Genomic DNA, 26,132 nt, shown 5'->3' with positions numbered 1-26,132 from the left:
GGGGGTCGGGGGAGGAGCGGGGTTACTGCCTCAAGGCTTACGGGCGGGCACGCCGCGGACCATGAGGGAGGTCGGCGTCTACGGCCGGGGGTTTTCCCCACCTCCGGGGCCCGGCGGACGCCCGCTAGGCCTTCGGACGGGCCCGCCACGGGAGCTCCGCCGTGACCGTCGTCGGACCGCCCTCCGGTGAGTCGAGGACGAACAGCCCGTCGACCGCCCCCAGACGCTCCGCGAGCCCCGCCATTCCCGTACCGCCGTCCAGCCTCGCCCCGCCGCGCCCGTCGTCCCGTACCTGAAGGAGCAGCCGGTCGTCCCGGCGCCGCACCTCCACCGAGGCGGAACGCGCCCGGGCGTGCTTGGAGACGTTCTGGAGCAGCTCGGAGACCGTGAAGTACGCGATCCCCTCGATGGCCTCCGCCGGCCGCTCGGTCAGGTCGACGGTCACCTTCACCGGCACCGTGCACCGCGCCGCGATCGACGACAGGGCGGCACCGAGCCCCCGGTCGGTCAGGACCGCCGGATGGATGCCCCGGGCCAGGTCGCGCAGCTCCCGCAGCGCCAGCTTCACCTCACCGTGCGCCTCGTCGACCATGGCGGCGGCCGCCTCCGGATCCTCCAGGAGCTTCTCCTTCGCCAGGCCGAGCCCCATCGCGAGGGCGACGAGCCGGGCCTGGGCGCCGTCGTGGAGATCCCGCTCGATGCGCCGCAGGTCGGCGGCGGCGGTGTCCACGACCACACCCCGGTCCGTCTCCAGCTCGGCGACGCGCCGCTCCAGCTCGTCCGAGGGCGAGAGCAGCCCGCGGACCATCGCCCGGTCGGCATTGGCCAGAGCGCGGGCCAGGAAGGGAAGCACCGGCCACAGCACGAACAGCGAGACCAGGGTGACCGTGAAGGTCACGATCCCCCAGGGCAGCCGGATGAACATGTACAGCACCGTCCGCCACGCCACCGGGTCCTTCAGCGCCGTCCACAGCCAGGCGAAGAAGCCGTGCCGGCGCGGGAGCGGACTGGGCTCCTCCACCCGTACCCCCAGCAGGGCCCGGGCCCGGGACCGCTCGGCCCGCCCCAGGCCGCGCGCCCCTGCCAGGCCGAAGGCGAGGAGCGGCAGACCGATCACCGTGACCGACAGGCCGACGCCGAGCAGGACCGAGACCACCACGTACACGAACCCGACCAGCGCGAACGGCAGATTGGCGAGGAGGAAGGAGACCTCCTTCCAGGTGTGCCGGCCGTAGGCGAGGCGCGCGGGCGGTAGGGGGGCCTCGGTGGTCTCGGTGGTCTCGGTGTCGACGCTCATGGGGCCAGGGCTCATGGGGCCAAGCCTGCCGGTCGGCGGTGACCGGACGCCATGGGGTTCGTGGGTGAGCCGGAGTAGGGATATCCCCCCTGCCCGAAGCGGCCGCGGCGGCTCGGTGAACTTGGTCCACTCGGTCCGACGCGCTGGGTCCGGCGCGGTGCTCACTTCGTGACACGGCCGCTTACGGCCTCTTTATCAGGGCCTAGACTCCCTGCGTACAGACAGCCGAAACGGGCAGGAAGCGAGGGGTGGACGTGCCGGAACCGACCGTACGGGCGGGGCTCGCGGCGGACTACTTCCAGACGTACTCGGTCGTCGGGCTGCTCGCCGTGATCGGGGTGCTCTTCGTCGCCGTGGCCTTCGGCGCGGGCCGACTGCTGCGGCCCGTCGTGCCGACGCCGGAGAAGCTGCTGACGTACGAGTGCGGTGTCGACCCGGTGGGGGAGGGCTGGGCCCATACCCAGGTCCGCTACTACGTGTACGCCTTCCTCTACGTGATCTTCGCCGTGGACTCGATCTTCCTCTTCCCCTGGGCGACCGTCTTCGCCGCACCCGGCTACGGCGCGGCGACCCTGGTCGAGATGTTCATCTTCCTCGGCTTCCTGGCCGTGGGACTGCTCTACGCGTACAAGAAGGGCGTCCTGACATGGACGTGACCCGGACTCCGAACCCGATTCCCCTGCCGGCCCCCACGCTGGGGCCCCTGGCCCGACTGGCCCCGGAGCCGATGAAGGTGGTCCTGAACTGGGGCCGCCGCTACAGCCTCTGGGTCTTCAACTTCGGGCTCGCCTGCTGCGCGATCGAGTTCATCGCCGCGTCGATGGCCCGTCACGACTTCATCCGGCTGGGTGTCATCCCCTTCGCGCCCGGACCGCGCCAGGCCGACCTCATGATCGTCTCCGGCACGGTGACGGACAAGATGGCGCCGGCGGTGAAGCGGCTGTACGAGCAGATGCCCGAGCCCAAGTACGTCATCTCCTTCGGCGCCTGCTCCAACTGCGGCGGGCCCTACTGGGACTCGTACTCGGTGACGAAGGGCGTCGACCAGATCATCCCGGTCGACGTGTACGTGCCGGGCTGCCCGCCGCGCCCCGAAGCGCTCCTCCAGGGCATCCTCAAGCTCCAGGAGAAGATCGCGCGGGAGAGCCTGGGGGAGCGGTACGCCGCCGCCTCCTCGGTCTCCCAGCTGACCAGCGGTCTGGTGCCGCCGCCGGGAGGCACGGCGTGAACGCGTACGACACCCTTCCCGACGCCGTGACGGAGATCTTCGGCGCGGAGGCGACGGCGGAGCGGGCGTACGACCTGCTGACGGTCGATGTGCCGGTGGGTTCGTGGATCGCCGCCCTGGAGATCGCCCGCGACAAGCTGGGCTGCACGTACTTCGACTGGCTGAGCGCGGTCGACGAGCCGGGCACGGGCTTCCGGGTCTGCGCGCACGTGGCCGCTCTGGAGGCGGGCGCGGTACGCCGCCTGCTGGTCCGGACGACGGTTCCGCACGCTTCCCCCTCCCTGCCGACGGCCGTGGAGGTCTACGCGGGCGCGGCCTGGCACGAGCGCGAGACGCACGAGATGTTCGGTGTGGAGTTCACCGGCCACCCGAACCTCGTCCCGCTGCTCCTGCCGGAGAACTTCGAGGGCCACCCGCTGCGCAAGGACTTCGTGCTCGCGGCCCGGGTCGTGAAGGCGTGGCCGGGCGCGAAGGAGCCGGGGGAGTCCGAGCACGGCGGCCCGAAGCGCCGCCAGATGCTGCCCCCGGGCGTCCCCGACCCCAACGAGTGGGGCCCCCTCAAGGGCCAGCTCCCCCCTGCCCCGACCCGCCCCACGCGCGCGGCAGGAGCCGCAGCGGCCGACCGCCCGGCCCGCCGCGCCCGTACGACAGCGGGGGGTTCCGCAAGCCAGGCGGAGGAGACGGCCCCTGCGGCCCCTGCGCCCCGCCGCGCCCGCACGGCAGCGGAGGGTTCGGCGAGCCAGACCCCCGAAACCCCTGCGACCGGCCCGGCAGAGGAGGGCTCGGCCGGCCAGGCGGGCGAGACGGCCCCTGCGGCCCGCCGCGCCCGCACGGCAGCGGAAGGCTCGGCGAGCCAGACCGCCGCGCCTGCGACCCCCGGCGGCGGTGCCGGTGCCGGCTCGGGGCCCGCGCCCGGCGTGGGCGAGGAGACGACCACCCCGGCCGTGGAGGCCGAGGCCACCGCGGGTCCGGCCTCCGAGAGGGCAGCGGAGACCCCCGGCGCCGACGAGTCGACCGCCGAAGCCGAGGGGCCATCGGACCAGGGCGCCCCGCCGCGCCCGCCACGCCGTTCGCGGAGTGCTGCCGACGGCTCGGCGAGTCAGGCTGGCCCGCCGGCCGGGCCTGTCCGGTCGCCACGGACCCGCAGCTCGGACGCCCCGTGGCACCACGCCCGCCCCGCGTTCGAGGACGAGCCCGCTGCCGCCGAACCCGTACCGGATACGGCGCCCGCACCGGACGCCGCTCCCGACGCCGCTCCCGAGGCCGAAGACCCGACCGACACCCCGCCCACCCCGCCCGCCCACCCCGCCGGAGGCGATCCCGCGTGAACGACGCACTCGACGTCGCCTTCCGGCTGCTCGTCGTCTTCGCCGTCTTCCTCGTCCTGCCCCTGGTCGTCGGACAGACCGAGCACAAGGTCATGGCCCACATGCAGGGCCGCCTCGGCCCCATGTACGCCGGCGGCTTCCACGGCTGGGCCCAGCTCGTCGCCGACGGCGTCAAGTTCGCGCAGAAGGAGGACGTGGTCCCGGCCAACGCCGACCGCCGCGTCTTCCAGCTCGCCCCGGCCGTCGCCCTCCTCCCGTACCTCCTCGTCCTCGTCGCCATCCCCATCGGCCCGAGCGAGGGAGCCGTCGGCGTACTCGTCGACGCCGGCGTCTTCTTCGTCCTCGCCGTGATGGGCGTCGGCGTCCTCGGCAGCCTCATGGCCGGCTGGGCGTCCGCCAACAAGTTCTCCCTCCTCGGAGGACTCCGCACCGCCGCCCAGCTCCTCGCCTACGAACTCCCGATGCTGCTCACCGCCGCCTCCGTGGCGATGGCGGCCGGGACGGTCTCCCTCGCCGGCATCCTGAACGCCTTCGAGTGGTGGTGGCTGCCCTGGCAGATCGTCGGCGCGCTCGTCTTCTTCACCGCCGGCCTCGCCGAGCTCCAGCGGCCGCCGTTCGACATGCCGGTCGCCGATTCCGAGATCATCTTCGGCGCGTACACCGAGTACACCGGCCTCCGCTTCGCGCTCTTCCTGCTCGCCGAGTACGCCGGCATCGTCGTCCTCTGCGGGCTGACCACCGTCCTCTTCCTCGGCGGCTGGCACGGCCCCTTCGGCGCCGACGGCCTCGGCTGGGTGTGGACCCTGCTCAAGACCGCGGTCCTCGCCTTCCTGGTCATCTGGCTCCGCGTCTCGTACCCCCGCCTGCGCGAGGACCAGCTCCAGAAGCTCGCCTGGACGACCCTCGTCCCGCTCGCCCTCGCGCAGATCGCGCTCACCGGCATCGTGAAGGTGGCGATCCAGTAATGCCCATCCCCGGTTCCGGCCTGGCCAAGGGCCTGGCCGTCACGCTCCGCACGATGACGAAGAAGACCGTCACCGCGCAGTACCCCGACAGGCAGCCCGAGCTCCCGCCCCGCAGCCGGGGCGTCATCGGCCTGTTCGAGGAGAACTGCACGGTCTGCATGCTCTGCGCCCGCGAGTGCCCCGACTGGTGCATCTACATCGACTCCCACAAGGAGACGATGCCGGCCGCCACTCCCGGCGGCCGTGAGCGCAGCCGCAACGTCCTCGACCGCTTCGCCATCGACTTCGCCCTCTGCATGTACTGCGGTATCTGCATCGAGGTGTGTCCTTTCGACGCGCTGTTCTGGTCGCCCGAGTTCGAGTACGCGGAGACCGACATCCACGAACTCACCCACGAGCGCGACAAGCTCCGCGAGTGGATGTGGACGGTGCCCGAGCCGCCCGCGCTCGACCCGCGCGCGGAGGAGCCGAAGGAGATCGGCGCCGCCCGCAAGGCGATGGAGAAGCAGGCCGCCGCCCAGGCCGCGGCCGAGGCGGCAGCGGCCGCCGAAGCAGCCGAGGCCCAGCCCCCGCAGGCCCCCGGCCCGGACGCCCCCGGCCCGCAGGCCCCCGGACCGGGCACCCCCGGACCGGGCACCCCGGGACCCGACGCCCCCCGCAGCCCCGAGGGAGGCACCGCGTGATCCTCGCCGCCCAGAGCCCTGGCTTCCTCTCGCCCTCCGGCGTCGAGATCGCCTTCCTCCTCGTCGGCCTCGTCACCCTCGGCGCGGCCGTCGTCACCGTCACCACCCGGCAGCTGGTCCACGCCGCCCTCTGGCTGGTCGTGACCCTCGGCGGCCTCGCCGTCGCCTATCTCCTGCTGACCGCCGAGTTCATCGCCTGGGTCCAGGTGCTGATCTACGTCGGCTCCGTCGTGGTCCTCCTCCTCTTCGGGCTCATGCTCACCAAGGCCCCGATCGGCCGCTCCCCGGACGCCGACTCGGGCAACCGCCCGGTCGCCCTCGCGGTCGCGCTCGCCGCGGCCGCCGCGCTCGTCTGGGTGGTCGTCGACGCCTTCCGTACGACCTGGATCGACCTCGACGGACCCGCCCAGGGCTCCACCAAGGTCTCCGGCGAGATCCTCTTCCGCTACTGGGTGCTCCCCTTCGAGGCCCTCTCCGTCCTCCTGCTCGCCGCGCTGGTCGGCGCGATCGTGCTGTCCCGCAAGAACACCGGCGAGAAGGAAGGACCGCGCTGATGCATCTCGCCTACCCCGCCGTCCTCGCCGCCCTGCTCTTCTGCGTCGGCCTTTACGGCGTCCTCGCCCGCCGCAACGCGATCCTGGTCCTGATGTCCGTCGAGCTGATGCTCAACGCCGTCAACCTCAACCTGGTCGCCTTCGACGTCTGGCTCCGCGACACCCTCCACGCCGGCCAGGCCTTCACCCTCTTCATCATCGCCATCGCCGCCGCCGAGATCGGCATCGGTCTCGCGATCGTGCTGATGGTCTACCGCAACCGAGGCAGCTCGGACGTCGACCGGCTCCGGGACACGGCCGAGACCGACGAGACCGCCCCCGCGTCCGGCGAAGCCCCCGGCTCCGCCGACGAGAAGGCCGAGGCCACCGCGTGACCACCACGACCCTCGCCGTCCTCGTCCCCCTCCTCCCCTTCCTCGGCTCCGCCACCGGCCTCCTCCTCGGCCGGCGAGCACCCGGCTTCGTACGCCCGCTCGCCGTCCTGCCGACCCTGGCCGCGGCCGTCCTCGCCGTCCTCGTCGCCGCCCGGCAGGGCGGCGGCAAGACCATCGAGGCCGCCACCCAGCTCACCCCCACCGGCTCGGTCCCCATCGACCTGGCGCTGCACATCGACGGCTTCGCCGCCCTGGCCGCCGTCCTCGTCGGCGTGGTCGCCACCTGCGTGCAGATCTACTCGACCGGATACCTCCGCGACGACCCGCGCTACCCCTCCTACGCGGCGCTGATCTCCCTCTTCACCTCCGCGATGCTGCTCGTCGTCTACTCCGGCGACCTGATGGTGCTCCTGGTCGGCTGGGAGATCATGGGCATCTGCTCGTACTTCCTCGTCGGCCACTACTGGGAGACCCCCGAGGCGCGCGCCGCCTCCCTCAAGGCCTTCCTGGTCACCAAGCTCGGCGACGTCCCCTTCCTGATCGGTCTCTTCGCGCTCGCCGCGGACGCGGGCACCTTCCGCATCGACGGGATCCTCGGCGCCGTCGCCGGCGACGGCCTCGACCACCCCACCCTGATCGCGCTGCTGCTCCTCGCCGGCGTGGCGGGCAAGTCCGCGCAGTTCCCGCTGCACACCTGGCTCCCCGACGCGATGGCCGGCCCCACCCCCGTCTCGGCGCTGATCCACGCGGCGACCATGGTCGCCGCCGGCATCTACTTCGTGGCCCGGCTCCTCCCGGTCTTCGCCTCCTCCGCCGCCGCGCTGACCGTGCTCGCCGTGATGGCCGCGATCACCATGGTCGGCTCGGCGCTCGCCGCGCTCGCCCAGGACGACATCAAGCGGGTCCTCGCCTACTCGACCATCGGCCAGCTCGGCTACATGGCCGGCGCCCTGGCCGTCGGCGACCGCGGCGCCGCCATCTTCCACCTCCTGTCCCACGGCGCCTTCAAGGCGCTCCTCTTCCTCGCCGCCGGCGCGGTCATCCACGCCGCCGGTACGAACTCCCTCTCGGCCATGTCCCGGATGAGCGGCCTGACCCGGCGGATCCCGGACGCGTACTGGACGATGACCGTCGCCCTCCTCGCGCTCGCCGCCCTCCCGCCGTTCGCCGGCTTCTTCTCCAAGGAAGCCGTCCTCGTGGCCGCCGAGCACACCGCCCTCGGAGACCGAACCGTCGCCCCCGCCGGGGCCGGCTGGACCGTCCTCGTCGCGGGCCTGCTCACCGCCCTCCTCACTGCCGCCTACGCCATGCGCCTCTGGCTGCTCGCCTTCCGGGGCCGCGGCGCCGAAGCCCCCGATCACGGCCGCCAGCCGCTCGCCATGACCACCGTCCTGTGGATCCTCGCCGTCCCCTCCCTCGGCTTCGGCCTGAGCGTCACCTACCTCGACGACTGGTTCGACGGCCACGCCCTCACCCCGACCGTCACCACCGCCGTCCTCGGCACGGGCATCGCCGTCGTCGGCGCCCTGGTCACGTACGCGGTCTGGCAGCGCACCCGCGCCCTCGCGGCCCGCACCCCCCTCGGCGCCGTCGCCGCCCACCCCGAGGGCGACGCCGGTCTCGTCGAGGCCGAGGCCATCGCGAGCCACGCCCCCGCCTACGGCGACATCGCCTCGGCCCCGGACCCGGCCGACCCCGGCCGTGTCCTCCTCGGCCCCCTGCATTCCCACGCGGCCACCGGCTTCCACCTGGACGCCGTCTACCGGACGCTGTTCGTCCGGCCCGTCCAGGCCGGCGCCTCCCTGGTCCGCTTCCTGGACCGCGAGGTCGTCGACACGTACGTCCGCGGTGCGGGCACCGGCACCAACTGGCTGGGGTGGCTCGTCCGCCGCGCCCAGACCGGCAACGTGCAGACCTACCTCAGCGCCCTGCTGGCCGGCTCCGTCGTCCTGGCGATCGCCGCCGTCGTCCTCGCCAACGTCGCCGCCGGAGCGTGAGCCGTGATCGATATCAGCGAATCCGTGATGCAGTTCCTTCTCGCGTTGATCGTCGTCGGGCCGCTCCTCGGCGCCGCCGCCGCTCTCCTCCCCGCCCCGCCCGGACTGAAGGGGAAGTCGCCCGACCAGGCCGTGCTCCGCCACGGCGTGACCGTCACCGGCGCGATCCTCGCCGCCGCGATCGTCCTCACCCTCGGCTTCGACCACGACCAGCCGTCGAAGATGCAGGCGAGCACGGACGTCACGTGGATCCCCGCACTCGACGTGCGGATCCACCTGGGCGTCGACGGCATTTCCCTCCCCCTCCTGGTCATGACCGCGCTCCTGACCTTCCTCTGCGCGCTCTACAGCTACTTCAAGATGCCGAGCGGGCCTTCCCCCAAGGCATTCGTCGCCCTTCTCCTCGTCCTCGAGTCCGGCACCCTCGCCACCTTCGCCGTCCTCGACCTCGTCCTGTTCTTCCTGGCCTTCGAGATGGTCCTCATCCCGATGTACTTCCTCATCGCCCGCTGGGGCGGCGAGGGCAGGCAGGCCGCCGCCTGGAAGTTCATCCTCTTCACGCTGCTCGGTTCGGTCGTCATGCTGCTCGGCCTGCTCCTCATCGGCGTGAAGGCCGGCACGTTCGACATGGTGGCACTGGCCACTGACAACGGCCGCGGACTGACCACATCCGTGCAGGTCATCGCCGTTCTCGCGATCGGGATCGGGCTCGCCGTGAAGACCCCGATGTGGCCGCTGCACAGCTGGCTCCCGGACGCCCACACCGCCGCCCCCACCGTCGGCTCGGTCCTCCTCGCCGGCGTGCTGCTGAAGATGGGCACGTACGGGTTCGTCCGCATCATCCTGCCGGTCGCCCCGGACGGCATGCGGATCTTCGCCCCGTACCTCGCCGCCTTCGCCGTCGTCGGCATCATCTACGGATCGCTCGCCTGCCTCGCCCTCGCCAAGACCGGCGGCAAGGGCGACCTCAAGCGCCTGATCGCCTACTCCTCCGTCGGCCACATGGGCTTCGTGCTCCTCGGCATCGCGACCATGACCCCCACCGGAGTCAACGGCGCGCTCTTCGCCAACATCGCCCACGGCCTCATCACCGGCCTCCTCTTCTTCCTGGTCGGAGCGGTCAAGGACCGGTACGGCACCGCCGACCTCGACACCCTCGCCGGCGCCACCGGCGCCGCCCTCTACGGCCGCGCCCCGCGCCTCGGCGGACTGCTCGCCTTCGCCGCCGTCGCCTCCCTCGGCCTGCCGGGCCTCGCCGGGTTCTGGGGCGAGATGCTCGCCCTGTTCGGCGCCTTCGACCCGGCCGAGGGCCTCAGCCGCCCCGCCTTCCTCACCTTCATGGCCGTCGGCGCCTTCGGCACCCTGCTCACCGCCGCGTACCTGCTCGTCGTCGTCCGACGGGTGTGCATGGGCGGCCCCCGCCCCAGCGGCGAGACTCCGATCGCCGACGTCCAGGGGTACGAGTTCGCCGCCTGGACCCCCCTCGTCGCCCTGACCGTCCTCGCCGGACTGTGGCCCGCGGTCCTCCTCGGCCTCACCGACCCGGCCGTGCAGCAGCTCCTCGCCGGAGGCAAGCAGTGACCCCTACCGCCGCCAGCCTCATCCAGTCCGTCGACTGGCTCGCGATCGCGCCGCCCACCCTCACGGCCCTGGTCGCGCTGGCCGTGCTCGTCGCCGACCTCTTCCTCCCGGCGGCGCGCAAGCAGCTCCTCGGCTGGACCGCGATCGCCGGACTCGTCGCCGCGATCGCCCTCCTCGTCCCGCTGCGCGCCGGCGACCGCTCGACCTTCTGCCTCACGACCGAGCCCGGCGTGTGCAGCTACACCGCCGACCACTTCACCCTGGTCCTCCAGTTCCTGGTGCTCGGCGGGGCGCTGCTCACCGCCCTCCTGTCGCTCGCCGACACCAAGGAGAACGGCACCAAGGAGAAGCTGCCGGCGGGCGAGTACTGGTTCCTGCTGCTCTCCTCGGCCGCCGGCGCGGCGCTGCTGCCCGCCTCCAGGGACCTGGCGACCCTCGTCGTCGCCCTCGAAGTGGCCTCGCTGCCCGCCTTCGCGCTGGTCGGGCTGCGCCGCGGCGACCGCCGCTCCAGCGAGGCCGCGCTGAAGTTCTTCCTCTCCTCGGTCACCGCGACCGCCGTGACCCTGCTCGGCGCCAGCTTCGTGTACGCCGCGACCGGCACCCTGCACCTCACCGAGATCGCCCAGCGCCTCGACGGCGTCCCCGGACAGCTGGAGACCCTCGCCCGGGCGGGCGTCGCCCTCACCCTGGTCGGCTTCGCCTTCAAGACGGCCGCCGTCCCCTTCCACTTCTGGGTCCCGGACACCTACGTCGGCGCCCCACTGCCGGTCGCCGGCTACCTCTCCGTGGTCGGCAAGGCCGTCGGCTTCACCGGTCTCATCCTGGTCACCGTCGTCGCGTTCCCCTCGTACGCGGACGTCTGGGGGCCCGCGCTCGCCGTCCTCGCGGCCCTCACCATGACCGTCGGCAACGTGGCGGCCCTGCGCCAGGTCTCCACGCGCGCGTGGAGCGCGGTCCGGCTGCTCGCCTGGTCCTCCGTCGCCCAGGCCGGCTACCTCCTGGTGCCGATCGCCGCCGCCGCGTACTCCAGCGACGACCAGATCGGCGCCACCGTCGCGTACGCCCTGATGTACGCCGTCGTGAACCTCGGGGCCTTCGCGGTGGTCGTGCTGGTCGCCCGCACCCACCCGGACAACCGCGTCGAGGACTACCACGGCCTGTACGCCACCCGGCCGCTCACCGCCCTCACCATGGGCTTCTTCCTGCTCAACCTGGCCGGTCTGCCGCCCGGCGTCATCGGCCTCTTCGCCAAGGTCACCGTCTTCTCGGCGGCGGTCGACGCGGGCCTCGGCTGGCTGGCCGTGATCATGGGCGTCAACGTCGTGATCGGCCTCTACTACTACCTGCGGTGGACGGCGGTGCTCTTCCGGGCGCCCCGGGCCGAGGCGGAGACCGTCCACGCGCGCGTGCCCGCCCCGGTCACCCTGGCGATCGTGCTGGCCGCCGTCGTCGGTGTCGTGCTGTCGGGCTACCCGCAGTTCGCACTCCGCTTCGCGGCGAACACCCTCTTCTGACCCGCGCCGCCGAGCCCCTGGCCCCACGCCCCCCGGCCCCGCGCACCGGCTCACCCCTTCGGCCCACACCGCCCGCCCACCGCCCCCGGTGCGGCCCGGGGAACCCGTACCTCCCGCCTGGCGTTGACCAGTACGGGAGGTTCCACTGGACGAGTGGACACCCGAGTGGACACCACCACCGAGCAAAGGGTTCCCCTGCCGCACCACTTGGAGGGCGTACCGTGCACCGCCGGCACAACGGGCTGAGGACCGCCGTACTCCTCGGAGGGCTCTCGGCCCTCATCATCATCATCGGCAGCTTCTTCGGACGTACGGGGCTGATCGTCGCGCTCCTCGTGGCGCTCGGCACCAACGCGTACGCCTACTGGAACAGCGACAGGCTGGCCCTGCGCGCCATGCGGGCCCGCCCGGTCAGCGAGTTCGAGGCGCCCGGGCTCTACCGGATGGTGCGCGAGCTCTCGACCCAGGCCCGCCAGCCGATGCCCCGGCTCTACATCTCGCCGACGCAGGCGCCGAACGCCTTCGCGACCGGCCGCAACCCGCGCAACGCGGCCGTCTGCTGCACCGAAGGCATCCTGCGGATCCTCGACGAGCGCGAGCTGCGCGGGGTCATCGGCCACGAGCTGAGCCACGTCTACAACCGGGACATCCTGATCTCCTCGGTCGCCGGAGCCCTCGCCTCCGTGATCATGTTCCTGGTCAACTTCGCCTGGCTGATCCCGGTCGGCCGCTCCAGCGACGACGACGGCCCGGGCCTGCTCGGCATGCTCCTGATCATGATCCTGGGACCGGTCGCGGCCTCCGTCATCCAGCTCGCCATCAGCCGCTCCCGCGAGTACGAGGCGGACGCCTCCGGCGCCCAGCTCACCGGCGACCCGCTCGCCCTCGCCAGCGCCCTGCGCAAGCTCGACGCGGGTACGAAACAGCTGCCGCTGCCCGCCGAGCCCAGGATCGAGACCGCGAGCCACATGATGATCGCGAACCCCTTCCGGCCGGGTCAGGGGCTGTCCAGGATGTTCTCCACGCACCCGCCGATGGCGGAGCGCATCTCCCGACTCGAACAGATGGCAGGTCGCCGCCCGTGAAGACAATCCTCAACGTCATCTGGCTGATCCTGTGCGGCCTGTGGATGTTCCTCGGCTATCTGCTGGCCGGCGCCCTGCTGTGTATCACCATCATCGGCATCCCCTTCGGAGTCGCCGCCTTCCGGATCGGCGTCTACGCCCTCTGGCCCTTCGGTTACACCGTCGTGGACCGGCGCGACGCGGGCGCCCCCTCCTGCGTCGGCAACGTGCTGTGGCTCGTGCTCGCGGGCTGGTGGCTGGCGCTCGGCCACATCGCCACCGGCATCGCGCTCTGCGTCACGATCATCGGCATCCCGCTCGGCATCGCGAACTTCAAGCTCGTCCCGGTCTCGCTCCTCCCGCTCGGCAAGGAGATCGTTCCCACGGACCCCATGGACCCCACGGGCCATCCCTTCGGGGTCCGCTAGGTCGGGGTCCGCTAGGCGCCGCCCGTCCGGGTTCAGGGCCGCCCCGGCGTGCGCGTGACCGCGTACGCCACCACCCCCGCCACGAGGACCGCCGCCCCCGCGAGGACCGACGTCAGCGGCAGCGCGAAGGCGAGCACGGCGCAGCCGGCCAGGCCGAGGGCGGCGAGCGGCCGGTGGGAGCGGCCCAGGGTCCAGGCGGAGGCGTTGGCGATCCCGTAGTAGGCGAGGACGCCGAACGACGAGAACCCGATGGCCCCCCGTACGTCCACCGTGGCCGCCACGACGGCCACCACCGCGCCCACCGCGAGCTCCGCCCGGTGAGGAACCTGGAAGCGCGGATGGACGGCCGCGAGGCCGGACGGCAGATGGCCGTCCCGCGCCATCGCCAGGGTCGTCCGGGACACCCCGAGGATCAGCGAGAGCAGCGAACCCAGGGCAGCGACGGCCGCGCCGGCGGTGACCACCGGGACCAGCCAGCCGGCGTCCGCCGCCCGGGCCGCGTCCGTGAGCGGCGCGGGGGAGGCGGCCAGGGCTTCGGGCCCCAGGACGGCGAGGACGGCGACGGCCACCGCCGCGTAGACGGCGAGCGCGATGCCGAGTGCGATCGGGACCGCACGGGGAATGGTCCGGGCCGGATCGCGCACCTCCTCGCCGAGCGTGGCGATCCGCGCGTACCCCGCGAACGCGAAGAACAGCAGCCCGGCCGCCTGCAGCACCCCGCCCGCCGACACGTCCGAGCCGAGCGCGAGCCCGCCGACGTAACCGGTCCCCGAGGCGAAGGCGACCACGACGACGAGGGCCAGGACGGCGAGCACCAGGGCCACGATCACCCGGGTCAGAAGCGCCGACTTCTGCACGCCCCCGTAGTTCACGGCCGTCAGCGCCACCACGGCCGCGACCGCCACCGCGTGCGCCTGCCCCGGCCAGAGGTACGCGCCCACCGTCAGCGCCATCGCCGCGCACGAGGCCGTCTTGCCGACGACGAACGCCCAGCCCGCCAGGTACCCCCAGAACGGCCCGAGACGTTCGCGACCGTACACATACGTCCCGCCGGAGGCCGGATGGAGGGCGGCGAGCCGCGCGGAGGCCATCGCGTTGCAGTACGCGACGATCGCGGCGACCCCGAGCGCGGGCAGCAGCCCCGCGCCGGCGGCTTCCGCCGCCGGGCCGAGCGCGACGAAGATCCCGGCCCCCACCATCGAGCCGAGCCCGACGACGACGGCGTCGAAGACGCCCAGCGAGCGGCGCAGTTGTGTCATGTTCGGCACATTAGTTCAGCCCGGCAACCGACCCGGGGGCGCCCGGCGTCCTTCCTGGCATGAGCATCATCAGCTGGATCGTTCTCGGCCTGCTCGCGGGCGTCGTCGCCAAGGTCCTGCTCCCCGGCAGGGACCCGGGCGGCCTCATCGGCACCACCCTGATCGGCGTCGCGGGCGCCTTCGTCGGCGGCTGGATCTCCGCGCGCTTCCTGGACCGCCCGATCACGACACAGTTCTACGACGGTGCCACCTGGCTCTCGGCCATCGGCGGAGCGCTGGTCCTCCTGATCGCGTACCGGATCCTCTTCGGCCACTCGCGCTCGCGCTAGCGGACCGGCTCGGAGCCCCGTCCTCAGAGCCCCGTCCGACGCAGGGTGATGTTGAGCCGCCCGGCGAGCCCGAGCGCCGGATCGGCCGTCCCCGGGTACACCTTCGGCACCCCGTGGTACGCGAAGCGCGAGGGGCCGCCGAAGACGAAGAGGTCCCCGGACCGCAACTCCACGTCCGTGAAGGGCTTTCCACGCGTCTCGGTGTTCCCGAACCGGAAGACGCAACGGTCGCCGAGGCTCAACGACACCACCGGCGCACCGGACCGCTCCTCCTTGTCCTGGTGCATGCCCATCCTGGCGCCCGCGTCGTAGAAGTTGACCAGCGCGGTGTCGGGCGCGAAGCCGCCGTCGTCCCCGTACGCCTCGGCGACCGCCCGCCGCCCCAAAGCCGCCAGCCAGTCGGGCAGTTCGACGCCGACCTCGTCGAGATAGCGGTACGGCTCCCACCGTCGGCCCAGACAGAGCGACCGCACGGACATCACCCCGCCGCCGGGCAGCACGGTGTGCCGGTACGGAAAGGGCCCGCGCCCCCACTCCCGGCAGGCGGCGACCAACTCCCGCTGCCGCTCGAGCGGAAGCCACCCGGGCACGTGCACCGCACCCGGCGCGACGACGGCCCGCTCACGCGGGAACAGCCCGTCCGGCAGCCCGTCCCGCAGCTCGTCCGACGCCCCGTCCGGCAGCCCCTCGGTCACACGTGCGCACCACCCTCGAGCCCGAGGAGCCGCTCCTTGCGCTCCAGACCGGCCGCGTACCCGCGCAGAGTGCCGTCCGCCCCGACGACCCGGTGGCAGGGCCGCACCACGAGCAGCGGATTGCGCCCGATCGCGGTGCCGACGGCCCGCACCCCGGCCCCGGAGGACCCCACCCGCCGGGCGATGTCCCCGTACGAGACGGTGGAGCCGTACGGGATGTCCTCCAGGGCCCGCCAGACGCGCCGCTGGAACTCCGTACCGCCGGCCGCGTACGCGATGTCGAAGCGGTCCCGGCGGCCGGCGAAGTACTCGGCCAGCTGCCCGGCGATCCCCTCGAACGCCTCGGGCGACCGCCGCCAGCCGTCCTGGACGACGACGGCGCCCTTCTGCCCGGGCAGCGACAGCGACGCCAGCTCTGCGGAACCGTCCTCGGTGACGCGGCCGACCAGCAGCATCTCCCCGAGGGGGCTGTCGACCCGGGCGTACACGGTCTGCGGCGTCATGGCCGGTTCCTCTCCTCGCACGTTCGATCCGACATCCAGTGTGCGAGGGCCGCCGACGCGCGGCTGGCGGTTTTCGGACGCGACGCTCGGCGGACGGTCAGCGGTAGTTCACGAACTGGATCGCGAAGTCGAAGTCCTTGCCCTTGAGCAGCTGCTGCACGGCCTGCAGGTCGTCCCGGCTCTTCGAGCTGACCCGCAGCTCGTCGCCCTGCACCTGCGCCTTGACGCCCTTGGGACCCTCGTCGCGGATGACCTTCGCGACCTTCTTGGCGTTCTCCTGGGAGATGCCCTCCTCGATGGAGGCGAAGAGCTTGTACTCCTTGCCGGACAGCTGCGGCTCGCCCTCGACGTCCAGCGTCTTCAGGGAGATCCCTCGCTTGATCAGCTTGGTCTGGAAGATGTCGAGGATCGCCTTGACCCGCTCCTCACCGCTCGCGCGCATCTCGATCTTCTCGCCCGACCAGGCGATCGAGGCGCCCGTTCCCTTGAAGTCGTAACGCTGCGAGATCTCCTTCGCGGCCTGGTTGAGGGCGTTGTCGACCTCCTGCCGCTCGACCTTGGAGACGATGTCGAAACTGGAGTCGGCCATGACGTGTGGCTCCTTGCGTCGAATGCGTTGCGGTTGCGTTGGCTACAGCGCAAGCCTAGTCATCCGTGACCACACGATCCGCTGATCAATCCGGTGGCGGAGCACCCCCGGGCATCAGGTATCGTTTACGTCGTTGCCACGGAGCACCGCCGAAAAGCGGCTCCGAGCAGCGACATCCCATGGCGGTGTGCCCGAGTGGCCAATGGGAGCGGACTGTAAATCCGTCGGCTTAGCCTACCCAGGTTCGAATCCTGGCGCCGCCACGCGATAGAGAAGGTCCCCGGTGCGTGCACCGGGGACCTTCTTCGTGTGCGGATACGGACCGGCCGCGCCGGTCAGTTGCCCGCGACGGCCTTCACCGCCACCGAGACCGGGGTCGAGCCGCTGATCAGTTCCAGGGTCAGGCCCGCCGTGGCCGGGGTCTCCAGGAGCTCGGCGATGACCGCCGCCACGTCGTCGCGGGGGATCGGGCCGCGGCCCGTCGAGGCCTCCAGACGGACCAGGCCCGTGCCGGCGTCGTTCGTCAGGATGCCGGGGCGCAGGATCGTCCAGTCCAGGGTCTTGCGGGAGCGTACGTAGTCGTCCGCCTCGCCCTTGGCGCGCAGGTAGGCGTCGAAGACCTCGTCGCCCTGGTGGCCCGCGTCGGCGCCCATCGAGGAGACGACGACATGGCGGCGCACGCCCGCGCGTTCCGCCGCGTCGGCGAGGAGGACCGCCGCCGCGCGGTCCACGGTGTCCTTGCGCTCCACCGAGCTGCCCGGGCCCGCGCCCGCCGCGAAGACCGCCGCGTCGGCGCCCTGCAGGACCGCCGCGACCATCTCGAGAGAGGCCGACTCCAGGTCCAGAAGGACGGGTTCGGCGCCCGCCGCGCGCAGGTCGTCGGCCTGCTCGGGGGTGCGGATGAGCCCCGCCGGCTCGTGCCCCGCCGCCGCGAGCAGCCGCTCGAGACGCAGGGCGATCTGACCGTGTCCTCCAGCGATGACAATGCGCATACTCACGACCGTACGTCGGGACCGGCCGGAGGGCTCCCCGGCTCCGGGCGTTCCGTGCGGCCCTGGCGCGGCAGGTCGAGCGCCGCCGCCGAGTCGCAGTACTCGCGCACCGCGCTCGTCCGGGCCACCACCCGGCCCCGGTGCACGACGATCCGGCTGTACGCGAGGGACAGCACGCCCGTGAGGCGTTCCCCGCGCACCGCGAGCAGCTCCGCGGGGAACCCGGCCTCCACCCGTACCTCCGGCAGGCCCATCGCCGCCCGCGCCGCCGTGCTCACCGCACCGTACGCGTCCTGGGCGGGCAGGCCGCCGAGCGAGGCCAGCAGGTAGGCCGCCTCCAGCGGGTCGCCGCGGCCCACCGGGTTGGAGACGTCGCGCAGCGCCCCGCTGCCCGCCGCGAGCCGCACGCCCGCCGCGCGCAGCAGCCGGACCGGCGCCGTCCCGCGCTGTTCGGTCGCCCCGCAGCCGCCCTGCGGCAGGCAGACCACCGTGATGCCGGCCGCCGCCAGTTGGTCGGCGGCCCGCCGCGCGGCCTCCGCGGGCAGCCGGGCCAGGCCCGCGCAGGGCCCGATCGTCACCCCGGGCCGCAGGCCGCCCGCCATGGCGGCGAGCCGGGCGAGCCGCGCCGGGTCGTCACCGTCCGTGTGCAGATCGACGGGGCAGCCCTGCTCGGCCGCCACCTCCAGGACCGCCTCCACGTACCCGGCCGGGTCGGGGTCGAGGTCCGGGCAGCCGCCCACCACGCTCGCGCCCATCTTCACCGCGTCGCGCAGCATCGCGAGCCCGTCCGCGCCCGCCGCCCCGGTCAGCAGCCGCGGCACCGCGACCGTCGTCAGGTCCGCCAGGCCGCGCAGCGACCGCCGGGCCTGGAGGACGGCCTCCAGGGGCCCTAGGCCCTGCACGTCCCCGATCCGTACGTGTGCGCGCAGCGCCGTGGCGCCGTGTCCCAGCTGCAGCAGCGCGGCCTCGGTGGCCCGGCGCTGCACCTCGTCGGAGGCGTACGAGACGGGGCCCGGCGAGTCGGCGCTGAGCGCGGTGTCGGCGTGCGCGTGCGGCTCCGCGGCGGCGGGGAGCAGCAGATATCCGGCGAGGTCGACACGGGCGCCGGCGGCGGTGAGGCTGCCGGCCGTCCCGACGGCCTCGATCCGCCCTCCGCCGAGCCGCACGTCGACCGTCCGCCCGTCGGTGAGCCGGGCGTTGCAGAGCAGGAGCGAGGCGGAGTCGGCGGTGGCAGCGGCCCAGTCGTCGGGCGGCTGGGGCTGCTTGCTGTCGGCTGACATCGGGCTCCTCAAGGCTCCTCAAGATCAAGATCACGCAGCGTGTGGCCGAGCCTAGGGGCGCTCCGGCCACCCTTCGAGGAGGAGCGCAATAGTCGTACTGATGAGGCCACGTGTGGCGTACGGGACGTGAGGGGCCGCGAGCATCGCCTCGCGTGTGCGCGAGCGGGTACGCGGGCGGTAGGGCGGGCAGGGAAACGGATTTGGGCGATCGGCGGAGGACCGTGTAATGTCTTCATCGCTCGCCCCAATAGCTCAGTCGGTAGAGCGTCTCCATGGTAAGGAGAAGGTCTACGGTTCGATTCCGTATTGGGGCTCTGGTGAGAAGGAACCCGCCCTCGGGCGGGAACCCGATCATCAAAGCGGTGTAGCTCAGTCGGTAGAGCAAGCGGCTCATAATCGCTGTGTCACCGGTTCAAGTCCGGTCACCGCTACACACGGTAGCCGATTGCGGGGTCGGTCCTTCGATCGGCTACTCTTTTATGCGTTCATCCGTCCATCGTCCGTCCAAGGAGCACTCACGTGGCTGCCACCGACGTCCGCCCGAAGATCACGCTGGCCTGCGTGGAGTGCAAGGAGCGGAACTACATCACCAAGAAGAACCGGCGTAACAACCCGGACCGTCTTGAGATGAAGAAGCACTGCCCTCGCTGCAACTCGCACACCGCGCACCGCGAGACGCGTTAATCAGGCTCGTACACGAGGCCGTCCCCACACCGGGGGCGGCCTCGTGTCGTTTGTTCGCACACATTCCAGGAGGTATCGAGTCCATGGCGCTCGACCAGTCCTTCGTGGGCCGGACCTATCCGCCCACCGCGCCGTACGAGGTCGGCCGCGAGAAGATCCGCGAGTTCGCCGAAGCCGTGGGGGACGCGAATCCCGCTTATGTCGATCAGGAAGCGGCGAAGACGCTCGGTCACCCCGATGTGATCGCTCCGCCGACTTTTGTGTTCGCGATCACTTTCAAGGCCGCGGGGCAGGTCATCGAGGACCCGCAGCTGGGTCTGGACTACAGCCGTGTGGTGCACGGCGACCAGAAGTTCGCCTACACCCGTCCCGTGCGTGCGGGTGACCGGCTCTCGGTCACCTCGACCATCGAGGCGATCAAGTCGATGGCGGGCAACGACATCCTGGACATCCGCGGCGAGGTCCACGACGAGAGCGGCGAGCACGTCGTGACCGCCTGGACGAAGCTCGTGTCCCGCGCGCCCGAGGAGGCCTGAGCCATGGCTGCGAAGATCGCTTACGACGAGGTCGAGGTCGGCACGGAGCTGCCGGCGCAGTCCTTCCCCGTGACGCGCGCCACGCTGGTGCGGTACGCCGGTGCCTCCGGGGACTTCAACCCGATCCACTGGAACGAGAAGTTCGCGGTGGAGGTCGGCCTGCCGGACGTCATCGCCCACGGCATGTTCACCATGGCCGAGGCCATCCGTGTCGTCACGGACTGGGTCGGCGACCCGGCGGCCGTCGTCGAGTACGGCGTGCGCTTCACCAAGCCGGTCGTCGTGCCGAACGACGAGACCGGCGCCCTGATCGAGGTCAGCGCCAAGGTCGCGGCCAAGCTGGACGACCACCGGGTCCGGGTGGACCTGACGGCCACGTCGGCGGGCCAGAAGGTCCTGGGCATGTCCCGGGCCGTGGTCGCGCTCGCGTAGCGCGGGCCGGTCGGCCAAGGGGAGGCTCCGTCCGGGGCCCGTACGAGGCGGAGCCGCCCCGTACGGGCCCCGAGGGCTCCATAGGGGTAGTGCGAGCGCACCGCACCCGTACTCTTGAGCCCGTGCAGGTACTGAACGACGCCCCCCTCGCCCCTCTGACCACCTTCCGGCTCGGCGGGCCCGCCGCCCGGCTCGTCACGGCCACCACCGACGACGAGGTGATCGCCACGGTCCGCGAGGCGGACGCCGCCGGCACCCCGCTGCTCGTCATCGGCGGCGGATCCAACCTGGTCATCGGCGACAAGGGCTTCGACGGCACCGCCCTGCGGATCGCCACCGAAGGCTTCACCCTCGACGGCACACACCTCGAGCTCGCCGCAGGCGAGGTCTGGACCGACGCCGTGGCGCGCACGGTCGAGGCGGGCCTCGCGGGCATCGAGTGCCTGGCCGGGATCCCCGGTTCGGCGGGTGCGACCCCGATCCAGAACGTCGGCGCGTACGGCCAGGAGGTCTCGGCCACCATCGCCGAGGTCGTCGCCTACGACCGCCGGGCCGAGGAGACCGTCACCCTCTCGGGCGCCGAGTGCGCCTTCTCGTACCGGCACAGCCGCTTCAAGGCGGATCCGGAGCGCTACGTCGTGCTCCGCGTCCGCTTCGCGCTGGAGGACGCGGACGGCCTGTCCGCGCCGGTCAGGTACGCCGAGACCGCCCGCGCCCTCGGCGTGGAGGTCGGCGACCGCGTGCCGCTGGCCACCGTCCGCGAGACGGTCCTGAAGCTGCGTGCGGGCAAGGGCATGGTGCTCGACCCCGAGGACCACGACACCTGGTCGGCGGGATCGTTCTTCACCAACCCGATCCTGGAACCGGACGCCTACGACGCCTTCCTCGCGCGCGTGGCCGAGCGCCTCGGCGCCGACGTCGTCCCGCCCGCCTTCCCGGCCGGCGACGACGGGCGGATCAAGACCTCCGCGGCCTGGCTGATCGACAAGGCAGGCTTCACCAAGGGTTACGGCTCCGGTCCCGCCCGTATCTCCACCAAGCACACCCTCGCCCTCACCAACCGCGGCGAGGCCACCACCGAGGACCTGCTCGCCCTGGCGCGCGAGGTCGTGGCGGGCGTGCGGGACGCCTTCGGGATCACGCTCGTCAACGAGCCGGTGACGGTCGGTGTCAGCATCTGACATCCCCCGGGTCCTGCGGCTCGGGTCTCAGTAGGCGACGCCGACGCCCTGCTTCACCGTCGCCCGGTCGTGGATCATCGCCAGCATCGCGTGGGCCACGTCGGCGCGGGCCAGGGAGCGGCCCCGGTCGGGGTTGCCGCCGACGACCGTGCGGTAGCGGCCGGTGACCGGCTTGTTCGTCAGCCTGGGCGGGCGTACGGACGTCCAGTCCGTGGCGCTCGCCGCCAGCTCGCCCTCCATCACCCGCAGGTCGTCGTAGATGTCCTTGAAAACGGAGTTGACGATCGCGAACACCGCCTTGTCGAGGACGGTCCGACTGTCCGGGGCGGGGCCGACCGGGGCCGCGCTGACGACCAGGAGCCGGCGGACGCCCTCCGCGTCCATCGCGGCGAGGACGGAGCGGGTCAGCCGGGCCGCGACACCGGCGTCGGCCCGCGTGCGGGCGCCGAGGCCGGAGAGCACCGCGTCCCTGCCCGCGACCGCGCCGCGCAGGGTGCCGGGGTCGGTCAGATCCGCCCGGTAGACCTCCAGGCGCTCGCCGGAGACGGTGAATCGCGAGGGATCCCGGACCACCGCGGTGACCTCGTGGCCGCCCCGCAGGGCCTGCTGGACGATCTCTCGGCCGACGCCGCCGGTCGCGCCGAAGACGGTGAGCTTCATGTCGCACCCTCCTGGGGTGGGTAAGTGTTCACTCACCCCCTAGAGTGAGTGTCCACTCACCTCTCGTCAAGCGCGGTTGGAGCAGCCATGGAGAAGAGGCCCACGCGAGAACGGATCCTCGACGCGGCTCACGAACTGTGGACCACGGTCGGTCTCGCCCGCACCACCACCAAGGAGATCGCGCGGGGCGCGGGCTGCTCGGAGGCGGCCCTCTACAAGTACTTCGCGGGCAAGGAGGAGCTGTTCGTCGCCGTCCTGAGCGAACGCCTTCCCAAGCTGGCGCCCCTGCTCGACCGGCTCTCCGCCGACCCGGGGAAGGGCACGGTGGAGGAGAACCTCACCGAGATCGCCCGCCAGGCCGCGCTCTTCTACGCCGAGAGCTTCCCGATCGCCGCCTCCCTCTACGCCGAGACCCGGCTCAAGGCCCGGCACGACGCGTCGATGCGCCGACTGGACGCAGGCCCGCACCGGCCCCTGGAGCGCCTCGACGCCTATCTGCGGGCCGAGCAGGCCGCCGGCCGCGTCGACGCCGGCGCCGACACCTTCGCGGCGGCGTCACTCCTGCTCGGCGCGTGCGCGCAGCGCGCCTTCGTCTACGACGCGAAGGTCGGCAAGGAGCCACCCCACGACGTCGACACCTTCGCGTCCTCGATCGCCCACACCCTGATGACCGGAATCGCCACCCGGAAATGACCTTGCGGCGCGCACGGGGGGCGGTCACGCTGACCCGCATGCGTCTGAAGGCCCGTGAATTCAGGCCCCGCACGGGCCCGCACACCTACCGGATCGTCCAGCCGTGGCAGCCCCTGCGCCACACCACCCTCAACGACCCGCTGGGCGATCGCTGGGGCTACCTCCTCGGCGACCACGACGGGCTGTCCCGCCTGGCGGCGCTGTTCTCCTTCGCCGCCTTCTCCCGGCACACCATCGTCCACGTGCCGCTCCGCGACAGCCTCCCCCGCGCCTACGCCCCCGGCACACCGGTCGACCTCGTCCTGGCCCACCGTTCCCCAGGCCTGCGGCCTTCCGCCTGGCCGGGGCTGCGCGCCCGGCTCCGTAACGGCACACCGCTCACCGTCCGTACGAACGAGGCCCGCACCGCCGCGCACGCGGCCGGTTGGCACGAGGAGTCGGGGCGGCGCCACGAGCGCGCCACCGAATGGCTGTGCCCCGCCGTCCACGCCCGCACGCTGTTCCTCTTCGGCGGGCGTGACGTCTTCTCCGCCGCGGCCACCGCCTTCGAGACCGCCGCCGGCTTCGGCCCTCTGGAGAAGCGCGCCAGGAAAGGCCAGGACGCCCTCGTCGCCTCCCTCACCCCGTACCTGGGGCCCCACGCGCAACGCGCATGGACCGAGATCGACATCGGGTTCCAGGCCCACCCGCCCCTGCGCCGGTTCAGGCCGCCGGGCTCGCCAGCCAGTCGTCGATCCCGGACAGAAGCTTGCACCTGACGTCCTCAGGGGCCGCCGAGCCGCGAATCGACTGGCGGGCCAGTTCCGCCAGCTCCGCGTCCGTGAATGCGTGGTACCGGCGGGCGATCTCGTACTGGGCCGCCAGCCGCGAGCCGAAGAGCAGCGGGTCGTCCGCGCCCAGGGCCATCGGGACGCCCGCCTCGAAGAGCGTCCGCAGCGGAACGTCCTCGGGCTTCTCGTACACCCCGAGGGCCACGTTGGACGCCGGGCAGACCTCGCAGGTCACGCCCCTCTCCGCCAGCTTGCGCAGCACACGGGGGTCCTCCGCCGCCCGCACCCCGTGACCGACCCGCGCCGCCCGCAGGTCGTCCAGGCAGTCCCGTACCGAGGCCGGACCCGTCAGCTCGCCGCCGTGCGGCGCCGCCAGCAGCCCGCCCTCGCGGGCGATCGCGAAGGCCCGGTCGAAGTCGCGGGCCATGCCCCGGCGCTCGTCGTTGGAGAGCCCGAAACCGACCACGCCCCGGTCCGCGTACCGCACCGCGAGCCGCGCCAGCGTGCGCGCCTCCAGGGGGTGCTTCATCCGGTTCGCGGCCACCAGGACCCGCATCCCGAGGCCGGTCTCGCGCGCGGCCTCGTCGACCGCGTCCAGGATGATCTCCATCGCCGGGATCAGACCGCCGAGGAGAGGGGCGTACGAGGTCGGGTCGACCTGTATCTCCAGCCACCCGGAGCCGTCCCGCACGTCCTCCTCGGCCGCCTCGCGGACCAGCCGCCGGATGTCCTCGGGCTCCCGCAGGCAGGACCGGGCGATGTCGTACAGCCGCTGGAAGCGGAACCAGCCGCGCTCGTCGGTCGCCCGCAGCTTGGGCGGTGTGCCGCTGCTCAGCGCCTCGGGGAGGTGGACGCCGTACTTGTCGGCCAGCTCGATGAGCGTCGTGGGCCGCATCGACCCCGTGAAGTGCAGATGCAGGTGGGCCTTGGGCAGCAGGCTGATGTCGCGGAAACCGTGCTCGGAAACGTGCTCCATCCGGGGATCTTGCCGCACCCGAATCGACGAGGACAGCCCCTTTCCCCGATCGGGTCCCGTCTAGAACGCAGAAACGGGCCCTCGGCCGAAGCCGGGGACCCGTCAGCCTGCTCTTGAGAGCAGGTCAGTCGCGCGCCTCCGCGAGCAGCTTCTGCATCCGGGACACGCCCTCCACCAGGTCCTCGTCACCCAGCGCGTACGACAGACGCAGGTACCCCGGCGTGCCGAAGGCCTCGCCCGGGACCACCGCGACCTCGGCCTCGTCCAGGATCAGCGCGGCCAGCTCGACCGAGGTCTGCGGACGCCGGCCGCGGATCTCCTTGCCGAGCAGCGCCTTCACCGACGGGTACACGTAGAACGCGCCCTCCGGGGTCGGGCAGAGCACGCCCTCGATCTCGTTGAGCATCCGCACGATCGTCTGGCGGCGCCGGTCGAAGGCGCGGCCCATCTCCGCGACGGCGTCCAGGTTGCCCGAGACCGCGGCAAGGGCGGCGACCTGGGCCACGTTGCTCACGTTGGACGTGGCGTGCGACTGCAGGTTGGTCGCGGCCTTCACCACGTCCTTCGGGCCGATGATCCACCCCACGCGCCAGCCGGTCATGGCGTACGTCTTGGCGACACCGTTGACCACGATGCACTTGTCGCGCAGCTCGGGCATGACCGCCGGGAGGGAGACGGCGGACGCGTGGCCGTAGACCAGGTGCTCGTAGATCTCGTCGGTCAGCACCCACAGGCCGTGCTCGACGGCCCAGCGGCCGATCGCCTCGGTCTCGGCCTCGCTGTAGACGGCGCCGGTCGGGTTGGACGGGGAGACGAAGAGGACGACCTTGGTCCGCTCCGTGCGCGCCGCTTCCAGCTGCTCGACGGAGACGCGGTAGCCGGTGGTCTCGTCGGCGACGACCTCGACCGGGACACCGCCCGCGAGACGGATCGACTCGGGGTAGGTGGTCCAGTACGGGGCGGGCACGATGACTTCGTCGCCCGGGTCGAGGATCGCGGCGAACGCCTCGTAGATGGCCTGCTTGCCGCCGTTGGTCACCAGGACCTGGGAGGCGTCGATCTCGTAGCCGGAGTCGCGCAGCGTCTTGGCGGCGATCGCGGCCTTCAGCTCCGGCAGACCGCCGGCCGGCGTGTAGCGGTGGTACTTCGGGTTCTTGCACGCCTCGACGGCGGCGTCGACGATGTAGTCAGGCGTCGGGAAGTCGGGCTCACCCGCGCCGAAACCGATCACCGGACGCCCTGCGGCCTTGAGGGCCTTGGCCTTGGCGTCGACGGCGAGGGTCGCGGACTCGGAGATCGCACCGACGCGGGCGGAGACCCGGCGCTCGGTCGGAGGGGTAGCAGCGCTCATGCGGCCCATCGTCCCAGACCCTCTCGCGACCCGGCACACAGGTTTCAGTGAGCGGACAGGATCGGTCATTCCTGGTCCTACGAAGGTCCTACGAGGGTCGTACGAGGGCCGGCGGCCGGGTTCTGAACGGCTCCCGGAGGCCTTCGGGAGGGCCCTGCCGGGCCCCTGCCGGGGCGCTTCGAAGGGCTC

Annotated in this window: 29 protein-coding genes and 3 tRNA genes; 22 read left to right on the top strand and 10 right to left on the bottom strand. The window is 72.3% G+C overall.

Annotated elements, in window-relative coordinates:
• Positions 1 to 124: 124 nt before the first annotated feature.
• A complete protein-coding gene (locus ACF06X_RS17215) occupies positions 125 to 1,312 on the bottom strand; it encodes a sensor histidine kinase (RefSeq protein WP_392288082.1) in 1,188 nt (395 codons plus the stop codon).
• Positions 1,313 to 1,551: 239 nt separating this feature from the next.
• Between ACF06X_RS17215 and ACF06X_RS17210 the strand changes: the two genes are divergently transcribed.
• From ACF06X_RS17210 to ACF06X_RS17155, 12 genes are all read left to right on the top strand, one after another.
• On the top strand, positions 1,552 to 1,953 hold the full coding sequence (locus ACF06X_RS17210) for an NADH-quinone oxidoreductase subunit A (RefSeq protein WP_392288081.1): 402 nt from the start codon (positions 1,552 to 1,554) through the stop codon (positions 1,951 to 1,953).
• The gene (locus tag ACF06X_RS17205) at positions 1,944 to 2,525 is read left to right on the top strand and encodes an NADH-quinone oxidoreductase subunit B (protein ID WP_392288080.1); all 582 of its coding nucleotides are present in this window, start codon (positions 1,944 to 1,946) and stop codon (positions 2,523 to 2,525) included. The genes ACF06X_RS17210 and ACF06X_RS17205 overlap by 10 nt, the downstream gene beginning before the upstream one ends.
• The gene (locus ACF06X_RS17200; protein WP_392288079.1) at positions 2,522 to 3,853 is read left to right on the top strand and encodes an NADH-quinone oxidoreductase subunit C; all 1,332 of its coding nucleotides are present in this window, start codon (positions 2,522 to 2,524) and stop codon (positions 3,851 to 3,853) included. The genes ACF06X_RS17205 and ACF06X_RS17200 overlap by 4 nt, the downstream gene beginning before the upstream one ends.
• On the top strand, positions 3,850 to 4,818 hold the full coding sequence (locus ACF06X_RS17195) for an NADH-quinone oxidoreductase subunit H (RefSeq protein WP_392288078.1): 969 nt from the start codon (positions 3,850 to 3,852) through the stop codon (positions 4,816 to 4,818). Before ACF06X_RS17200 ends, ACF06X_RS17195 begins: the two co-directional genes overlap by 4 nt.
• Positions 4,818 to 5,501: a NuoI/complex I 23 kDa subunit family protein gene (locus ACF06X_RS17190; RefSeq protein WP_392288077.1), complete on the top strand. Its 684-nt coding sequence runs from the start codon at positions 4,818 to 4,820 to the stop codon at positions 5,499 to 5,501. Before ACF06X_RS17195 ends, ACF06X_RS17190 begins: the two co-directional genes overlap by 1 nt.
• Positions 5,498 to 6,055, top strand: a complete 558-nt coding sequence (locus ACF06X_RS17185) for an NADH-quinone oxidoreductase subunit J (RefSeq protein WP_392288076.1) — start codon at positions 5,498 to 5,500, stop codon at positions 6,053 to 6,055. The genes ACF06X_RS17190 and ACF06X_RS17185 overlap by 4 nt, the downstream gene beginning before the upstream one ends.
• On the top strand, positions 6,055 to 6,429 hold the full coding sequence (gene nuoK / locus ACF06X_RS17180) for an NADH-quinone oxidoreductase subunit NuoK (protein ID WP_392288075.1): 375 nt from the start codon (positions 6,055 to 6,057) through the stop codon (positions 6,427 to 6,429). Before ACF06X_RS17185 ends, nuoK begins: the two co-directional genes overlap by 1 nt.
• Positions 6,426 to 8,426, top strand: a complete 2,001-nt coding sequence (locus ACF06X_RS17175) for an NADH-quinone oxidoreductase subunit L (protein WP_392288074.1) — start codon at positions 6,426 to 6,428, stop codon at positions 8,424 to 8,426. The genes nuoK and ACF06X_RS17175 overlap by 4 nt, the downstream gene beginning before the upstream one ends.
• 27 nt (positions 8,427 to 8,453) lie before the next feature.
• Positions 8,454 to 10,007, top strand: coding sequence for a NuoM family protein (locus ACF06X_RS17170; RefSeq protein WP_392288430.1), 1,554 nt, complete (start codon positions 8,454 to 8,456; stop codon positions 10,005 to 10,007).
• Positions 10,004 to 11,521 (top strand): NADH-quinone oxidoreductase subunit N, encoded by a 1,518-nt coding sequence (locus tag ACF06X_RS17165; protein WP_392288073.1) that lies wholly within the window; start codon positions 10,004 to 10,006, stop codon positions 11,519 to 11,521. The genes ACF06X_RS17170 and ACF06X_RS17165 overlap by 4 nt, the downstream gene beginning before the upstream one ends.
• Before the next feature lie 221 nt (positions 11,522 to 11,742).
• Positions 11,743 to 12,606, top strand: coding sequence for a zinc metalloprotease HtpX (htpX, locus tag ACF06X_RS17160; protein ID WP_392288072.1), 864 nt, complete (start codon positions 11,743 to 11,745; stop codon positions 12,604 to 12,606).
• Positions 12,603 to 13,013, top strand: coding sequence for a YccF domain-containing protein (locus ACF06X_RS17155; protein ID WP_392288071.1), 411 nt, complete (start codon positions 12,603 to 12,605; stop codon positions 13,011 to 13,013). The genes htpX and ACF06X_RS17155 overlap by 4 nt, the downstream gene beginning before the upstream one ends.
• Before the next feature lie 32 nt (positions 13,014 to 13,045).
• Here the strand turns inward: ACF06X_RS17155 and ACF06X_RS17150 are convergent, their stop codons facing one another.
• Entirely contained in the window at positions 13,046 to 14,272 is a 1,227-nt protein-coding gene (locus ACF06X_RS17150; RefSeq protein ID WP_392288070.1) for an APC family permease, read from the bottom strand.
• 59 nt (positions 14,273 to 14,331) lie between these two features.
• Between ACF06X_RS17150 and ACF06X_RS17145 the strand changes: the two genes are divergently transcribed.
• On the top strand, positions 14,332 to 14,601 hold the full coding sequence (locus ACF06X_RS17145; RefSeq protein ID WP_392288069.1) for a GlsB/YeaQ/YmgE family stress response membrane protein: 270 nt from the start codon (positions 14,332 to 14,334) through the stop codon (positions 14,599 to 14,601).
• A 23-nt stretch (positions 14,602 to 14,624) separates the two neighbouring features.
• Here the strand turns inward: ACF06X_RS17145 and ACF06X_RS17140 are convergent, their stop codons facing one another.
• The 3 genes from ACF06X_RS17140 to ACF06X_RS17130 all read right to left on the bottom strand — a co-directional run bounded on the left by ACF06X_RS17140 (position 14,625) and on the right by ACF06X_RS17130 (position 16,388).
• Positions 14,625 to 15,248, bottom strand: coding sequence for an alpha-ketoglutarate-dependent dioxygenase AlkB family protein (locus tag ACF06X_RS17140; protein WP_392288429.1), 624 nt, complete (start codon positions 15,246 to 15,248; stop codon positions 14,625 to 14,627).
• Between the two features lie 44 nt (positions 15,249 to 15,292).
• Complete coding sequence (locus ACF06X_RS17135) at positions 15,293 to 15,799, bottom strand: methylated-DNA--[protein]-cysteine S-methyltransferase (protein WP_392288068.1); 507 nt, start codon at positions 15,797 to 15,799, stop codon at positions 15,293 to 15,295.
• A gap of 97 nt (positions 15,800 to 15,896) precedes the next feature.
• Entirely contained in the window at positions 15,897 to 16,388 is a 492-nt protein-coding gene (locus ACF06X_RS17130) for a YajQ family cyclic di-GMP-binding protein (protein WP_392288067.1), read from the bottom strand.
• A gap of 181 nt (positions 16,389 to 16,569) precedes the next feature.
• Between ACF06X_RS17130 and ACF06X_RS17125 the strand changes: the two genes are divergently transcribed.
• Positions 16,570 to 16,651, top strand: a tRNA-Tyr gene (locus ACF06X_RS17125).
• A 72-nt stretch (positions 16,652 to 16,723) separates the two neighbouring features.
• Here ACF06X_RS17125 and ACF06X_RS17120 read toward each other — a convergent pair.
• The gene (locus ACF06X_RS17120; RefSeq protein ID WP_392288066.1) at positions 16,724 to 17,380 is read right to left on the bottom strand and encodes an SDR family oxidoreductase; all 657 of its coding nucleotides are present in this window, start codon (positions 17,378 to 17,380) and stop codon (positions 16,724 to 16,726) included.
• A gap of 2 nt (positions 17,381 to 17,382) precedes the next feature.
• On the bottom strand, positions 17,383 to 18,660 hold the full coding sequence (locus tag ACF06X_RS17115; protein WP_392288065.1) for an amidohydrolase family protein: 1,278 nt from the start codon (positions 18,658 to 18,660) through the stop codon (positions 17,383 to 17,385).
• A gap of 241 nt (positions 18,661 to 18,901) precedes the next feature.
• Here ACF06X_RS17115 and ACF06X_RS17110 point away from each other — a divergent pair.
• From ACF06X_RS17110 to ACF06X_RS17085, 6 genes are all read left to right on the top strand, one after another.
• A tRNA-Thr gene (locus ACF06X_RS17110) sits at positions 18,902 to 18,974 on the top strand.
• A 44-nt stretch (positions 18,975 to 19,018) separates the two neighbouring features.
• Positions 19,019 to 19,091 (top strand) — tRNA-Met (locus ACF06X_RS17105).
• A gap of 88 nt (positions 19,092 to 19,179) precedes the next feature.
• Complete coding sequence (gene rpmG, locus ACF06X_RS17100; protein ID WP_003956487.1) at positions 19,180 to 19,344, top strand: 50S ribosomal protein L33; 165 nt, start codon at positions 19,180 to 19,182, stop codon at positions 19,342 to 19,344.
• An 83-nt stretch (positions 19,345 to 19,427) separates the two neighbouring features.
• Positions 19,428 to 19,880, top strand: a complete 453-nt coding sequence (locus ACF06X_RS17095) for a MaoC family dehydratase N-terminal domain-containing protein (RefSeq protein ID WP_392288064.1) — start codon at positions 19,428 to 19,430, stop codon at positions 19,878 to 19,880.
• A gap of 3 nt (positions 19,881 to 19,883) precedes the next feature.
• On the top strand, positions 19,884 to 20,312 hold the full coding sequence (locus tag ACF06X_RS17090; protein ID WP_392288063.1) for a MaoC family dehydratase: 429 nt from the start codon (positions 19,884 to 19,886) through the stop codon (positions 20,310 to 20,312).
• A gap of 122 nt (positions 20,313 to 20,434) precedes the next feature.
• Positions 20,435 to 21,493: a UDP-N-acetylmuramate dehydrogenase gene (locus ACF06X_RS17085; protein ID WP_392288062.1), complete on the top strand. Its 1,059-nt coding sequence runs from the start codon at positions 20,435 to 20,437 to the stop codon at positions 21,491 to 21,493.
• 27 nt (positions 21,494 to 21,520) lie between these two features.
• On the opposite strand, the gene ACF06X_RS17080 is transcribed toward ACF06X_RS17085, so the two are convergent.
• A complete protein-coding gene (locus ACF06X_RS17080; RefSeq protein ID WP_392288061.1) occupies positions 21,521 to 22,153 on the bottom strand; it encodes an NAD(P)-dependent oxidoreductase in 633 nt (210 codons plus the stop codon).
• An 87-nt stretch (positions 22,154 to 22,240) separates the two neighbouring features.
• Here ACF06X_RS17080 and ACF06X_RS17075 point away from each other — a divergent pair, with 87 nt between their 5' ends.
• Both ACF06X_RS17075 and ACF06X_RS17070 read left to right on the top strand, forming a co-directional pair.
• Positions 22,241 to 22,846 carry a TetR/AcrR family transcriptional regulator gene (locus ACF06X_RS17075; protein WP_392288060.1) on the top strand — a complete coding sequence of 202 codons (606 nt, stop codon included), beginning with the start codon at positions 22,241 to 22,243 and terminating at the stop codon, positions 22,844 to 22,846.
• 38 nt (positions 22,847 to 22,884) lie between these two features.
• Entirely contained in the window at positions 22,885 to 23,604 is a 720-nt protein-coding gene (locus ACF06X_RS17070) for a hypothetical protein (protein ID WP_392288059.1), read from the top strand.
• Here ACF06X_RS17070 and ACF06X_RS17065 read toward each other — a convergent pair.
• Both ACF06X_RS17065 and ACF06X_RS17060 read right to left on the bottom strand, forming a co-directional pair.
• The gene (locus ACF06X_RS17065; RefSeq protein WP_392288058.1) at positions 23,549 to 24,592 is read right to left on the bottom strand and encodes an adenosine deaminase; all 1,044 of its coding nucleotides are present in this window, start codon (positions 24,590 to 24,592) and stop codon (positions 23,549 to 23,551) included. The genes ACF06X_RS17070 and ACF06X_RS17065 overlap by 56 nt on opposite strands.
• A gap of 124 nt (positions 24,593 to 24,716) precedes the next feature.
• On the bottom strand, positions 24,717 to 25,943 hold the full coding sequence (locus ACF06X_RS17060; protein WP_392288057.1) for a pyridoxal phosphate-dependent aminotransferase: 1,227 nt from the start codon (positions 25,941 to 25,943) through the stop codon (positions 24,717 to 24,719).
• Positions 25,944 to 26,132 lie beyond the last annotated feature (189 nt).

The organism is Streptomyces sp. NPDC015346 (assembly GCF_043078785.1).
Lineage (GTDB): Bacteria > Actinomycetota > Actinomycetes > Streptomycetales > Streptomycetaceae > Streptomyces.
Note: the sequence above shows the minus strand (reverse complement) of the source record. Positions and strands in the feature narration are given on the sequence as shown.

Bases quoted from the DNA above. Each gene is read 5' to 3' on its own strand.
- ACF06X_RS17065 (WP_392288058.1), bottom strand. From the start codon at position 24,592: ATGGAGCACGTTTCCGAGCACGGTTTCCGCGACATCAGCCTGCTGCCC.
- ACF06X_RS17145 (WP_392288069.1), top strand. From the start codon at position 14,332: ATGAGCATCATCAGCTGGATCGTTCTCGGCCTGCTCGCGGGCGTCGTC.
- ACF06X_RS17095 (WP_392288064.1), top strand. From the start codon at position 19,428: ATGGCGCTCGACCAGTCCTTCGTGGGCCGGACCTATCCGCCCACCGCG.
- nuoK (WP_392288075.1), top strand. From the start codon at position 6,055: ATGCATCTCGCCTACCCCGCCGTCCTCGCCGCCCTGCTCTTCTGCGTC.
- ACF06X_RS17135 (WP_392288068.1), bottom strand. From the start codon at position 15,799: ATGACGCCGCAGACCGTGTACGCCCGGGTCGACAGCCCCCTCGGGGAG.
- ACF06X_RS17070 (WP_392288059.1), top strand. From the start codon at position 22,885: ATGCGTCTGAAGGCCCGTGAATTCAGGCCCCGCACGGGCCCGCACACC.
- ACF06X_RS17115 (WP_392288065.1), bottom strand. From the start codon at position 18,660: ATGTCAGCCGACAGCAAGCAGCCCCAGCCGCCCGACGACTGGGCCGCT.
- ACF06X_RS17075 (WP_392288060.1), top strand. From the start codon at position 22,241: ATGGAGAAGAGGCCCACGCGAGAACGGATCCTCGACGCGGCTCACGAA.
- ACF06X_RS17090 (WP_392288063.1), top strand. From the start codon at position 19,884: ATGGCTGCGAAGATCGCTTACGACGAGGTCGAGGTCGGCACGGAGCTG.
- ACF06X_RS17130 (WP_392288067.1), bottom strand. From the start codon at position 16,388: ATGGCCGACTCCAGTTTCGACATCGTCTCCAAGGTCGAGCGGCAGGAG.
- ACF06X_RS17205 (WP_392288080.1), top strand. From the start codon at position 1,944: ATGGACGTGACCCGGACTCCGAACCCGATTCCCCTGCCGGCCCCCACG.
- ACF06X_RS17060 (WP_392288057.1), bottom strand. From the start codon at position 25,943: ATGAGCGCTGCTACCCCTCCGACCGAGCGCCGGGTCTCCGCCCGCGTC.
- ACF06X_RS17120 (WP_392288066.1), bottom strand. From the start codon at position 17,380: ATGCGCATTGTCATCGCTGGAGGACACGGTCAGATCGCCCTGCGTCTC.
- ACF06X_RS17080 (WP_392288061.1), bottom strand. From the start codon at position 22,153: ATGAAGCTCACCGTCTTCGGCGCGACCGGCGGCGTCGGCCGAGAGATC.
- ACF06X_RS17150 (WP_392288070.1), bottom strand. From the start codon at position 14,272: ATGACACAACTGCGCCGCTCGCTGGGCGTCTTCGACGCCGTCGTCGTC.
- ACF06X_RS17215 (WP_392288082.1), bottom strand. From the start codon at position 1,312: ATGAGCCCTGGCCCCATGAGCGTCGACACCGAGACCACCGAGACCACC.
- ACF06X_RS17190 (WP_392288077.1), top strand. From the start codon at position 4,818: ATGCCCATCCCCGGTTCCGGCCTGGCCAAGGGCCTGGCCGTCACGCTC.
- ACF06X_RS17170 (WP_392288430.1), top strand. From the start codon at position 8,454: ATGCAGTTCCTTCTCGCGTTGATCGTCGTCGGGCCGCTCCTCGGCGCC.